The 12493-nt window shown below is 69.2% G+C and carries 11 protein-coding genes and 2 pseudogenes; 7 read left to right on the top strand and 6 right to left on the bottom strand.

From position 1 onward, the window contains the following. Positions 1-63 precede the first annotated feature (63 nt). Genes AB0H81_RS03285 through AB0H81_RS03275 form a run of 3 tightly spaced genes read right to left on the bottom strand, consistent with a single transcriptional unit; the run spans position 64 to position 2875 of the window. A complete protein-coding gene (locus tag AB0H81_RS03285; protein ID WP_358368513.1) occupies positions 64-909 on the bottom strand; it encodes a sugar ABC transporter permease in 846 nt (281 codons plus the stop codon). Then, entirely contained in the window at positions 906-2156 is a 1251-nt protein-coding gene (locus tag AB0H81_RS03280; RefSeq protein WP_358368511.1) for an ABC transporter substrate-binding protein, read from the bottom strand. Before AB0H81_RS03280 ends, AB0H81_RS03285 begins: the two co-directional genes overlap by 4 nt. A 17-nt stretch (positions 2157-2173) precedes the next feature. Then, complete coding sequence (locus AB0H81_RS03275) at positions 2174-2875, bottom strand: FCD domain-containing protein (RefSeq protein ID WP_358368508.1); 702 nt, start codon at positions 2873-2875, stop codon at positions 2174-2176. A gap of 94 nt (positions 2876-2969) precedes the next feature. Here AB0H81_RS03275 and AB0H81_RS03270 point away from each other — a divergent pair, with 94 nt between their 5' ends. Then, positions 2970-4094 (top strand): hypothetical protein, encoded by a 1125-nt coding sequence (locus AB0H81_RS03270; protein WP_358368505.1) that lies wholly within the window; start codon positions 2970-2972, stop codon positions 4092-4094. Here AB0H81_RS03270 and AB0H81_RS03265 read toward each other — a convergent pair. Then, positions 4084-4632 carry a DUF305 domain-containing protein gene (locus tag AB0H81_RS03265; RefSeq protein ID WP_358368503.1) on the bottom strand — a complete coding sequence of 183 codons (549 nt, stop codon included), beginning with the start codon at positions 4630-4632 and terminating at the stop codon, positions 4084-4086. The genes AB0H81_RS03270 and AB0H81_RS03265 overlap by 11 nt on opposite strands. 9 nt (positions 4633-4641) lie before the next feature. Beyond that, positions 4642-5505, bottom strand: coding sequence for a lytic polysaccharide monooxygenase (locus AB0H81_RS03260; RefSeq protein WP_358368500.1), 864 nt, complete (start codon positions 5503-5505; stop codon positions 4642-4644). Positions 5506-6050: 545 nt separating this feature from the next. Between AB0H81_RS03260 and AB0H81_RS03255 the strand changes: the two genes are divergently transcribed. The 6 genes and pseudogenes from AB0H81_RS03255 to AB0H81_RS03230 form a co-directional block, all read left to right on the top strand. After that, positions 6051-7028 (top strand): ABC transporter permease, encoded by a 978-nt coding sequence (locus tag AB0H81_RS03255; RefSeq protein ID WP_358368497.1) that lies wholly within the window; start codon positions 6051-6053, stop codon positions 7026-7028. Next, positions 7029-7868 (top strand): ABC transporter permease, encoded by an 840-nt coding sequence (locus AB0H81_RS03250; RefSeq protein ID WP_358368495.1) that lies wholly within the window; start codon positions 7029-7031, stop codon positions 7866-7868. Continuing rightward, a complete protein-coding gene (locus AB0H81_RS03245) occupies positions 7865-9934 on the top strand; it encodes an ABC transporter ATP-binding protein (protein WP_358368492.1) in 2070 nt (689 codons plus the stop codon). The genes AB0H81_RS03250 and AB0H81_RS03245 overlap by 4 nt, the downstream gene beginning before the upstream one ends. Beyond that, positions 9931-11640, top strand: coding sequence for an ABC transporter family substrate-binding protein (locus tag AB0H81_RS03240; protein WP_358368490.1), 1710 nt, complete (start codon positions 9931-9933; stop codon positions 11638-11640). The genes AB0H81_RS03245 and AB0H81_RS03240 overlap by 4 nt, the downstream gene beginning before the upstream one ends. Before the next feature lie 148 nt (positions 11641-11788). Next, complete coding sequence (locus tag AB0H81_RS03235; protein WP_358368488.1) at positions 11789-12082, top strand: hypothetical protein; 294 nt, start codon at positions 11789-11791, stop codon at positions 12080-12082. A gap of 21 nt (positions 12083-12103) precedes the next feature. Then, positions 12104-12247: pseudogene (locus AB0H81_RS03230) on the top strand (TIR domain-containing protein); the annotation flags it as partial. Positions 12248-12354: 107 nt separating this feature from the next. Here the strand turns inward: AB0H81_RS03230 and AB0H81_RS03225 are convergent. Next, positions 12355-12435 (bottom strand): annotated as a pseudogene (locus AB0H81_RS03225) (hypothetical protein); the annotation flags it as partial. Positions 12436-12493: the final 58 nt, after the last annotated feature.

The raw sequence follows: 12493 nt of genomic DNA, 5'->3' as shown, positions 1-12493 counted from the left end.
AGGCCTCCTTCGTCGGCCTCATGATCAAGATGCTGTGCTCATTGATGACCTCACTTCGTTCAGTCATCTGACCTGCCTTTTGAGGTAGAGGTACGAGGCCAGGCCGGTGACGACGGTCAGCATGACCGCCACCGCGGAGCCGTAGCCGTAGTCGCTGGCCACGAACGTCTCCTTGTACATGGTCACCGCGAGGGTCTCGGAGTTGCGCCCCGGCCCGCCCTGGGTCAGCACCCAGACGATGTCGAACGTCTTCAGGCTCGCCACCAGCGCCAGGCCCACCACGACCGCGGTCAGGGGACGCATCAGCGGCCAGGTGATGTGCCGGAACAGCCGCCACCCCGACGCGCCGTCCAGCCGGGCCGCCTCGATCGGCTCCTTGGGGATCGACTGGAGGCCCACGACGAACAGCAGCGTGTTGACGCCGAGCTGCTGCCAGGTCCACACCAGCAGCATGGCCAGCGTGTTGACCGGCGCGCTCTGCAGGAACGCGGTGTCGACGCCGAGCAGCACGTTGGCGACGCCGCCGTGGGAGAGGATCGGGCTCCACACGAGGGCGAGCCCGGCGCCGCTGAGCGCGTACGGGAGCATGAACGGCACCCGGTACCACGCGCCGCCCCTGATGTCGTAGGACAGGACGGCCACCAGCAGGCCGAGGCCCACCGGCAGCACCATCGTGCCGACGACCCAGAGCAGCGTGTTGCGCAGGGAGGTCAGCAGCGCGGGGTCGTCGAAGAGCTTGCCGAAGTTGGTCAGGCCCGCCCACTCGGGCGGGGCCAGGCCGTCGTAGCGGGTCAGGCTCAGGTACGCGGTCCACACGAACGGGGCGTAGAGCAGCCCCGCGACCAGCAGGGCCGCGGGCGCGACGTACCCATGCCTGAACCGGCCGAGGATGGGAGCCCGTGTGGTCACTGGTGGGTGCTCCAGTACTCGTCGGCCTCCTTCTGGATCGTCTCCAGCACTTCCTTGTACGTGCCGGGCTCGGTGACGAACTTGCCGAAGCCGTCGAGGGCGGCCGTCAGGACGGGTGGCGGCGTGGCCTCGAAGTAGCGGTTGACCAGGCGGTACTTGCCGCTGCCCGCGTCCTTGGTGATCTGGCCGAGCGCCTCGTCCTTGATCTCGACCTTGGGGTTGGCGCTCACGTCGCCGCGGCTGGTGGCCCACTTCTCCTGGGCCTCGGGGGTGGTCCACCACTTGAGGTACTTCGCGCCGGCGTCAGGGTCGGCGGCCTTGGTGAGGGAGCACAGCGGGCCGCTCTCGAAGATCACGGAGGTCTTGGGGAGGGCGGGGTTGACGTTGGGGATCACGAAGAAGCCGTAGTCGGTGCCCGCCTTCATGTCCCGCTGGGTCATGCTGGTGTTGAACCAGGTGCCGAACGAGATCATCGCGGCCTTGCCGTTCTTCATCACGTCCCCCGGGTCCGTCTTGTCACCCGGGTTCACGAAATATCCGGCGTCGATGAGCTGCTTCCACTTCTCCATCACTTGGACCACACCGGGGTCGGTGTACTTGGCCTTGCCGGTGGACAGCCGGTCGTACAGGTCGGGGTCCGAACCGGCCATGAGCTGCTCGAACCAGACGAAGGAGAACAGCACGCTGGTGTGGTAGAAGGGCGTGACGCCGGCCTTCTTCAGCGTGGCGGCGGCCTTGACGAGCTCGTCCCAGGTCGTCGGGGGCTTCAGGCCGTGCTGGTCGAAGAGCTTCTTGTTGTAGAACATCCCCCAGTAGGCGACGTTCATCGGCACGCAGTACTGCTTGCCGTCGATCGTGTAGTACGGCGCGAGGTCCTGCGACAGGTCGCCGGCCTTGATCGCCTCCTGCCAGATGGCCGTGGTGTCGGCCACCTGCTTCTGCTTGACGATCTCCTCCAGCATCCCCCCGGTCTGCCAGGTGAACAGGTCCGGCTTGACGTTGGTGCGGAACGACGCCTTGATGAACGCCTGGTACTGCGCCGAGTCGGTGTAACCCGTCGGCTTCATGCCGAGGCCGATCTTCTGCTTGGACAGCGCGCCCATCTCGTCGAAGAACTTGGTCCAGGCGCCCTTGTCGTTGTAGAGCGTCAGCTCGGTCTTCTTCTGCTGGGTTCCGGCGTCGGTGCCGCCGCAGGCGGCGAGGAAGAGGGCGGCCACGCCGAGCGTGGCCATGCCTGACCGGATCATGCCCCGGCCTCCTTGTTTCACTTGGGGGGGTTGTGCAACCTCTGCTCAACTACGGTCTTGACGTCCACCAGGTGGGCCCGCATGCGCTCCTCCGCCGCCGCCGCGTCGCCCGCGACGATGGCCTCCAGGATGGCCCGGTGCTCCTCGTAGTCCCGGCGGCGGTCGTCGAAGATCTGCAGGATCGCCCGCTGTTCGGCCCCGTGGACCGTGAGCAGCGAGTCCACGATCTCGTTGAGCACGCTGTTGCCGGCCAGCCGCGCGGTGGCCCGGTGGAAGGTCATGTTGGTCTCGTGCAGCTCCGCGTCCTCGCCGCGCAGGTGCCGGGCGGCCTCGTCCAGCACCCGCTCCAGCGCCGCGAGCTCCGCGCCCGCGGCGCGCTGGGCGGCCATGGCCGCGAGCGGGGGCTCGATGACCACGCGGGCGCCGAGCAGCTCCAGGAGCTGCTCGCCGTCCATCTCGCGCATGTTGGGGTTGGGCAGCACGACACGTTCGATGTCGGCTCCGACGTAGATGCCGGAGCCGTGCCGCATCTCGACGGCCCCGGTGGCCTCGAGTCTGCGGAGCGCCTCGCGCAGTGTCGGGGTGGTGACGGCGAAGCGCTGGGACAGCTCCCTGGTCGAGGGCAGCCGGTCGCCCGGCCGGAGCCCACCGGCACGGATGAGCTCCAGCATGCGCTCGGTCAGAGCGTCGGACAGGGTTGGCCGCACAACCTCGGACATATCAAGTGATCTAATCACTTAACGCGCTTCACGTCTATGAGGTGTTCGTGTTCTGTGAGCGGTTCGTGTCCGCCAGGGGAGTATTTTTCCGCCCATGAGGCGTCTCAGGCGAGTTCTGGCGTGGGTGGTGGCCGTCCTCCTCGTGCTCGCCGTGGGCGGCGTGGGCGTGGCCGGCTGGTACTACTCCGGCCTGGTGATCGAGCCCTCGCACGGGGACTCGTACCCGCTGGAGGTGGTGGCGTACACCGGCGACCGGGTGACGCTGCGGGGCGGCGGCGACACCGCGGCGCCCGGCACGTACGGGCTCACGTGGGACGGCGGCAACGCCACGCTCGGCGCGGTGGTCTCCACCGGCGGCGGGCCAGGCTCGGCGACCGTGGTGCGACGGGTGGAGAAGGTGCGGCGCGGCACGCTGCGGCCCGGCGTGCGGGCCTACCTCGACCGGTGGATGTGGGGGCACGAGGACCCCGGCACGGCGCTCGGCCTGCCGTACCGGAAGGTGAGCGTCCGGGGGGAGCTGGGCGACCTGCCCGCCTGGCGCACCGAGGGCTCCTCCACGACCTGGGTGATCGCCGTCCACGGCCGCAACGCCACCGCGTCGGAGGCGCTGCGGTTCGTACCGGTCTTCCACAGCCTGGGGATGCCGGTGCTCGGGATCAGCTACCGCAACGACGAGGGCGCGCCCGCCGGCGACGGCCTGTTCCACCTCGGCGCGACCGAGTGGCGGGACGTGGCCGCGGCCATCTCCTACGCCCGCGGTCAGGGGGCGACCGGGGTACTGCTCCACGGGTTCTCCATGGGCGGCGGCATCGTGCCGATGACGGTGCGCCGGATGCCCGGGGAGCCGGTCAAGGGGTTGATCCTCGACAGCCCGGTGCTCGACTGGAACGCGCCCATCGACCTCGGCGCCGACCAGCGCGGAGTGCCGCGGTGGCTGGCCACGGTGGGCAAGTTCGTGGTCGAGCGCCGCACGGGCGCCTCCCTCGACGACCTCGACCACGTCCGGCACGCCCGGGACTTCCGCACGCCGGTGCTGCTGTTCGCCGACGACGCGGACGCGTCGGTGCCCGTCGGACCGGCGCTGCGGTTCGCCGCCGCGCGGCCCGACCTGGTGACGCTCGTACGGACCCGGGGCGGGGGCCACGTCGGCTCGTGGAACACCGACCCGGGCCGCTACGAGCGGGCGTTACGCGACTTCGCGACCAGAGTCACCCGCTGAGCAGGCTCTTCATCTGGGCGATCTGGGCGCGGCGGGACTCACGGACCCGCTCGGCCCAGCTTCTGGCGGCCGGGTCAGCCCCGCGCGCCACCTCGATCCCGGCCATCTGGATCGCGTCGTCCTGGTGGGCGATGAGCAGGTTGAGGAAGTCCCTGTCGAACGTCCGCGACCTGGCCAGCGCCGCGATCTGCCTCCGGTCGGTCTCCGGCGGCCCTCCGCGGTGGTCGTGCGCCCCGGACGGCGCGGCGAGCGGCTGCTCCCAGGCGTGCAGCCAGCGCAGCATCATCTCGACCTCGTCCTGCTGCGTGGCCGCGACGGCCGCGGCGAGGGTCCGCACCTCCGGCGTACGGCCCCGGGTGGCGCCCAGTTTCGCGATCTCGATGCCCTGCCGGTGGTGCGGCACCATCATCTGCGTGAACATCACGTCCTGGGCGTTCACCGGGCCGGCCGCGGGACGCGGGGTCCCGCAGGCGCCGGAGCCCAGCAGCGCGAGCAGCAGGGCTGACATCAGGGCGAACGCCGGGGCCGGCCGCCTCATGGCGGGAGGTCAGATCCGCTTCCAGAGGGCGGGCACGTTCGGCGGCTCCCAGCCGGCGAGCGCGGTGTGGCCCTGGAGGCACTGGTAGCTCTGGCCGCCGTAGGTCACCTTGTCGCCGCTCCTGTAGGCGGTGCCCGCCTTCCACGTGCCGCCGGGCTGGGCTGTCGGCGTCGGGGTCTTGGGAGGCGTCGGCGTCGTGGTCGGTGTCGGCGTCCTGGTGGGCGTCGGCTCCGGGGCCGGCGTCGCGCCGCCGCCACCGCCGAAGTCCACGTCCGAGCAGGTGTAGAACGCCTCGTTGCTGCCGACCACGCGCTGCCAGATCGAGTACAGGATGTGCCGGCCCGAGCGCTGCGGCAGGTTGATCGTCCAGTTGGTGAACGTGGTCGGGTTCTGGCCGTTGAACGTCTTGACGGGGACGAGGTCGGACCACTTGAGGGGCATGGCCGGGTTCCAGCCCTCGCGGGTGATGAAGAACTCGAAGTTGCTGTTCGCGTGGGGGGCGGTCGCGTGGTAGGTCACGGTGAAGCTGCCCGGCCGCACCTTGGTGGCGGGCCAGTCGGCACGCGGGAGGTCCAGGCCGCGGTACTTCTCGCGGCCCGCGCTGCACAGCTTGCCGTCCGGGATGAGCTGGCGGTGCCGGCCGCCGGCCTCCAGGAGCGAGACCTCGTTCCAGTCGTAGAGCGCCTGCGTGCCGCCGGCGGCCACGGCGGCCTTGCACGCGGCCGACTTCGGCGTCTCCGGGCCCTCGTTCTTGCAGACGTAGACGCGGCTGAGCGGGTTCGACAGCGTGCCGTGGGCGTGGGCCGCGGAGGCGGGAAGCAGGACCAACGCTCCGGTGACGGCCGACGCGGCGGCGATCGTACTCTTGCGCATCTGTGTCCTCCCTGGGGGACGGAGGGAATTAATAAGTAAAGCTTCTTAAGAGTTGACGATTACAGTCAGCCCCGCAAGCGGTTTGGGACAAGTCCTCTTCCTCAGGTACGCGCGCGACGCGGAAGAGGATCGGCCACCGCGCGGCCGGTCGGGGCATACGCCTCCTCGACGCCCGCGGGCGCCGCTGACGATCGTCCTCACACCAGGCAAGGTAGGCGGTTGTTGACGTTCCGCTCACTCAGAGCCACCGTCAGGTTTGTCCGGGTTTTGTGACACTTGCCCCCCTCGCAGGCCCCGAAAAGGTACACCGCACGGAGTGTCACCGCAGCTCGAAGCGCTTTCCCGGCAGAGAGAGATCATGTCGCGACTTTGTGTAGTGACCTGACCGTTATGTCAACGCTTTGCTAGTTGTCAGGTTTGGGTGGATATTCTGCGGCTTGCGTGTCGCCCTCACGTGAAGTGATTTTGTGGGCACACAACGGCTTTTCCTTGCGGGGGCCCCTCCACCTCGGATCTCGACCCCCGTGCACGGCGTACGGAGGGAAATGGGCAAGTTCCTGCTCCGCCGGCTGGCAACCAATGTGATCTTGATTGCCCTGGCGGCCAGCCTGGCGTACATGCTCGCCGCCACGACGATGAATCCTCGTGGCGCGTACGAGGGTCGGCAACCGCCGGTCGCCGAAGAGGTCATCGACGCCACCCTGGACGCCTACAACCTCAACGACAAGACACCCGTCTTCGAGCGCTACCTGACCTGGGCCGGCGGCGTCGTGACCGGCGACTTCGGCAAGACGTGGAACGGCGGCTCGGTCAACGACGAGATGGGCCGCCGGATCATGGTGAGCCTGCGGCTGCTGCTCATCGGCACGCTGCTCGGCTTCGCGGTGGGGGTCGGGGTCGGGGCCTACTCGGCCGTCCGGCAGTACCGGTTCAGCGACCGGGCCATCGGCGTCAGCTCGTTCGTGGTCATGGCGATCCCGGTGTTCCTGCTGGCCACGCTGCTCGCGATCGCCACGTACAACCTGAACCGCGGGCTCGGCTTCACGCTGATCGAGTACACCGGCGAGTACAACCCGCGCCTGACGGGCTGGGACCAGTTCCTCAACCGGCTGAACCACCTGATCCTGCCGACCATCTCGCTCACGCTCGGCTCGGTCGCCTTCTACAGCCGCATCCAGCGCAACATGATGCTCGACGTGCTGAACCAGGACTTCGTCCGCACGGCCATGGCCAAGGGGCTGCGGCGCAGGACGGCGCTGTTCAAGCACGCGCTGCGCACGGCGCTGATCCCGTCGGCCACGTACTTCGCGTTCGCGTTCGGCACCATGCTCACCGGGGCCATCTTCACCGAGAAGATCTTCTCCTGGCACGGCATGGGCGCCTGGCTCATCGACGCGATCAACCAGAACGACGTCAACTCGGTGGCCGCGGTGAGCCTGTTCACCGCCGTCTGCGTGCTGTTCGCCGCCTTCCTGTCGGACCTGCTGGTGGCGGCCCTCGATCCTCGGGTGCGGGTGAGCTAGGTGCGTTCCAAGGTCGTACTCGGGCGGCTCCTGCGCAACCGGCAGGCCCGCTATGGCGGCATCGCCCTGATCCTGCTCGTGGCGCTGGCCTACATCGGCCCCTACTTCGGCGCGTACGACTGGACGGACAAGGACTTCCTGGCCTTCCTGTCGCCGCCCTCCGCCGACCACTGGTGGGGCACCACCTCGATCGGCCAGGACATGTACGCGGTGACGCTGCGCGGCATGCAGAAGTCGATCATCATCGGCATGCTGGTGGCGGTGTTCGCCACGGGCCTGGCCGCGCTGGTCGGCGCCTTCGCCGGATATTTCGGTGGCTGGGTGGACAAGATGCTGATGTGGGGCGTGGACCTGCTCCTCGTCCTGCCCAGCTTCCTCATCATCGCGATCATCTCCCCGCGGCTGCGGGGCGCGTCGTGGCTGTGGTTCGTCGTGCTGCTGGCCGCGTTCGCCTGGATGATCACCTCCCGGGTCGTGCGCAGCATGACGCTCTCGCTGCGCGAGCGGGAGTACGTCCAGGCCGCGGTCTACATGGGCATCCCCCGCTGGAAGATCATCCTGCGGCACATCGTCCCGAACCTGTCCTCCCTGCTGATCATCGACGCCACGCTCAACGTCAGCGGCGCCGTCATCGGCGAGGCCGCGCTGTCGTTCTTCGGCTTCGGCATCCAGCCGCCCGACGTCTCGCTCGGCACCCTGATCGCCGAAGGCGCCCGGAACGCCACCGGCTACCCCTGGCTGTTCGCCTTCCCCGCCGGCCTGCTGGTGCTCCTCGTGCTGGCCATCAACCTGATCGGCGACGGACTGCGCGACGCGCTCGATCCCGGGAGCAACTCATGAGCATCTTGGAGGTCCGCGACCTCACCGTCACCTTCCCCGGCGGGATCCAGGCCGTACGGGGCGTCAGCTACGACGTCGCCCAGGGCGAGGTGCTCGGCATCGTCGGCGAGTCCGGCTCCGGCAAGTCCGTGACCTCGCTGGCCATCATGGGCCTGCTCCCCCGCGACGCCGTGGTCAGCGGCTCCGTGAAGCTGCACGGCCAGGAACTGCTGGGCATGGAGGAGGGCGAGCTCACCCGGGTCCGCGGCAAGTCGATCAGCATGATCTTCCAGGACCCGCTGTCGGCGTTCACCCCCGTCTACTCGATCGGCGACCAGATCGCCGAGGCCGTCCGCATCCACCAGAAGCTCGGCAAGGACAAGGCCGCCAAGCGCGCCGTCGAGCTGCTCGACCTGGTCGGCATCCCGCACCCGGACGTGCGGGCCAAGGCGTTCCCGCACGAGTTCTCCGGCGGCATGCGCCAGCGCGCGATGATCGCGATGGCCATCGCCAACGACCCCGACCTGCTCATCTGCGACGAGCCCACCACCGCCCTGGACGTCACCATCCAGGCGCAGGTCCTGGAGGTCCTCAAGACCGCCCAGGCCGAGACGGGCGCCGGCATCGTGATGATCACCCATGACCTGGGCGTCATCGCGGGCATGGCCGACCGGGTGCTCGTCATGTACGCGGGCCGGCCCGTCGAGCAGGGCGACGTGGACGACATCTACTACCGGCCGCGCATGCCGTACACGATGGGTCTGCTCGCCTCGATCCCCCGGGTGGACGGCGAGCAGGAGACGCTCGTGCCCATCGAGGGCAACCCGCCCTCGCCGGCGGCGCTGCCGCCCGGCTGCCCGTTCGCGCCGCGCTGCCCCATGCACATCGACGCGTGCGACGACGAGGAGCCGCCGCTCACCCCGATCGGCGGCGGGCGGCACGTCGCCTGCATCCGCTCGCGCGAGATCGAGCACAAGGGCATGACCGGCGCCGACGTCTTCCCCGTGCCGGTCATCCCGCCGAGCGACGTGGCCCGCGTCCCGCGCGAGCAGCGCGCGACCGTGCTGGAGCTCGACGGTCTCGTCCGGCACTACCCGCTGATGAAGGGCGCGGTGTTCAAGCGGCGCGTGGGCACCGTCCACGCCGTCGACGGCATCACCTTCGACATCGCCGAGGGCGAGACGCTGGCCCTCGTAGGCGAGTCGGGCTGCGGCAAGACGACCACGCTGCAGCAGATCATGCAGCTCACGCCGCCGCAGAGCGGCCGGGTCGTCGTGCTCGGCAAGGACAGCTCCACGCTGGACAAGTCCGCGCGCAAGGCGCTCCGCGGCGACCTGCAGATCGTCTTCCAGGACCCGATGGCGGCGCTGGACCCGCGCATGCCGGTCGGCGACATCATCGCCGAGCCGCTGCGCGCCCACGGGCGCAAGGACGTGTCCCAGCGCGTCGCGGAGCTGCTGGAGCTCGTCGGGCTGGCGCCCGAGCACGCCCAGCGCTACCCGCAGCAGTTCTCCGGCGGCCAGCGGCAGCGCATCGGCATCGCCCGCGCCCTCGCGCTGGAGCCCAAGCTCATCGTGCTGGACGAGCCGGTCTCCGCGCTCGACGTCTCCATCCAGGCGGGCGTCATCAACCTGCTGGAGGAGCTGAAGAACCGGCTCGGCCTGTCGTACCTGTTCGTGGCGCACGACCTGGCCGTGGTCCGGCACCTCGCCGACCGGGTCGCGGTCATGTACCTGGGGCGGATCGCCGAGCTCGGCGCCGTCGAGAACGTCTACGACCGGCCCGCCCACCCCTACACGCAGGCGCTGCTCTCGGCGATCCCGCTGCCCGATCCAGAGATGGAACGCACCCGCAAGCGGATCCTGCTCGAGGGCGACCTGCCCAGTCCGGCCGATCCCCCGTCGGGATGCCGGTTCCGTACCCGCTGCCCCAAGTTCGCCCGCCTGAGCGAGGCGGAGAAGCAGCGGTGTGTGGACGAAGAGCCCTCGGTTGCCCGGCTCGCGCGCGCCACGGATCACGGCGCCGCATGCCACTACGCGGAGGAGATCGAGGTCATCACGGCCTCGGAACACCAGGAGGAACAGTGAAGGTTGGATACCGGGCGGCGGCGGGGATCGCCCTCCTCGCCATGGCCGTCGCGGCCTGCGGCGGCGGTGGCGGCGAGGCCAAGAAGCCGAGCGCCGAGCAGTCGCAGCAGGCGCAGAAGCAGATGGCCGAGACGCCGGCGATCAGCATCAACCCGGTCGCCTACGAGCAGGTCAAGGACGGCGGCACGCTGACCCTCGCGGTCGGCCAGTGGCCGACCCAGTGGAACGGCAACCACGTGGACGGCAACCAGGCCGACACGGCGGACATGCTCGACACGATCATGCCGCAGCCGATGGTGGCCGACTCCGAGGCGAACTTCAAGCCGAACCCGGACTACCTGAGCGACGTGAAGATGGACACGTCCTCCGGCAAGCAGGTCGTCACCTGGACCTTCAACGACAAGGCCACGTGGTCCGACGGCACCCCGATGGGGTGGAAGGACGTCGAGGCCATGTGGAAGGCCAACAGCGGCAAGAACAAGAAGTTCAAGCCGGCCTCCACCGACGGCTGGGACCGGATCGAGTCGGTCACCAAGGGCTCGTCGGACAAGGTCGCCGTCATGACCTTCTCCAAGGAGTACCCGGAGTGGGTGGGCCTGCTCTCGCGCTCGCCGCACCTCTACCCCGCCTCGGCCAACGAGACGCCGGAGGCCTTCGAGAAGAACTACCTGCAGAAGATCCCGGTCACCGCCGGGCCCTTCAAGGTGGAGAAGATCGACGAGGGCACCAAGACCCTCACCGTCGTGCGTGACGACAAGTGGTGGGGCAAGAAGGCCAAGCTCGACAAGATCATCTTCCGGACGATCGAGACGCCCGCCGCGCAGGTCAACGCCTTCGCCAACGGCGAGCTCGACGGCGTGGAGATCCCACCGGGCAGCCCCGCCGACCTCAAGCGGGCCAAGGAAGTCCCGAACGTGGACATCCGCAAGGCGCTCAGCCCGAACTGGCGGCACATCACGGTCAACAACCAGAGCGCGTTCCTGAAGGACAAGCCCGTCCGCCAGGCCGTCCAGTACGCGATCAACCGTGACGTGATCACGCAGTCCGACCTGAAGGACATGGACTGGCCGCTGCAGACGCTCGGCAACCACGTCTTCATGAACAACCACAAGGGCTACGTCGACAACTCCGGCGACCTCGGCAAGTACAACCTGGACAAGGCCAAGCAGCTGCTCGACGCGGCCGGCTGGAAGCAGGAGGGCGAGTACCGCAAGAAGGACGGCAAGGAGTTCGCGCTGAGCTTCACCGTCCCGGCGGGCCTGCCCTACGCCAAGACCGAGGGCGAGCTCACCCAGGCCATGCTCAAGGAGGCCGGGATCAAGCTGACGATCCGCCCGGTCCCCGATGACAAGTTCTTCACCGACTACATCATCAAGGGCGACTTCGACCTGGTCCCGTTCTCGTGGATCGGTACGCCGCTGCCGATGGGCGGCCTGCCGCAGATCTACAAGACCGGCTCCGAGAGCAACTTCCCGAAGGGCAGCGACCCGGCGCTCGACGCCGCCATCGACGCCGCGGTCAGCGAGATGGACCCGGCCAAGGCCATCGAGAAGGCCAACGCCGCCGACAAACTGATCTGGGACATGGTGCACACGATCCCGCTGTACCAGCGCCCCGACATCCAGGCGACGAAGAAGACGCTGGCGAACTGGGGCGCCAAGGGCTACCAGTCGCTGGACTACTCGATCGTCGGCTTCACCGGCTGATCCCGGTCCTCCGACCGGATCACGACGACCCCCGGCCCGCTTCGGCGGCCGGGGGTCGTCCCGTCTCCGCCGGGTCACCCGAGAGGAGCTGCCGCCGGCGCCGGCCATCCGGGTGAGGTCGCGGCTGATGTGGCCGCGGATCCGGCTCATGTCCTCCAGACGGGCGCCGCCCGGTGTGTCCGGGCCGAGGATGCCGGCTCCCTCCTCCGCGATGCCGGCCAGCTCGGCGCTCGCCCTGGCGCCGGCCAGCAGCGCCAGGTACCCGACCTCGTTGTCGCAGACGTGGCGGCATGGTGTCCAACGCCGCACCACGCCCGCCCCCGACGGCAGGTGGATCCCCGGCGCCCCCGCCTACGGCCTCGGCATGTCCTCGCTGCGGCTGTCCGGCGGCCGGACGGTCTGGGGCATGGGCGGCGCCATCAACGGCGGCCCGGCCGACTGACCCGCTCGTTAGGGTGGTGCGGTGGCGGGATTCGCGTTCATCAGCCACAGCCACGCCGACCGCGCCTACGTGCGCGGACTCGCCGCGCACCTGGCCGACGCGGGCGTACCCCTCTGGTTCGACGACAGGATCGAGTACGGCGCGCTCTTCGACGAGGACATCCGGGACAAGATCGATTCATGCGCCGCCTTCGTGGTCGTGATGACGCCGGACCGCCGGCTCTCGCGCGACTTCGCATCCACGATCCCGCATGCCGAGCACCGCTGGCTGGTGAACGCGGGGTTGACCTTGGCGACCCGCCCAGGCGCCTTGTGCCCCAGTCGTTGGACGAGCCGGCCCCATGCGGCGGCCATGATCGACCGGTTGAGGCCCGCTTTCTGGCGGACGTTGCGGCCGGGCGCTTCGATGGTG

Source organism: Nonomuraea sp. NPDC050691, assembly GCF_040654455.1.
Taxonomy (GTDB): domain Bacteria; phylum Actinomycetota; class Actinomycetes; order Streptosporangiales; family Streptosporangiaceae; genus Nonomuraea.
Note: the sequence above shows the minus strand (reverse complement) of the source record. Positions and strands in the feature narration are given on the sequence as shown.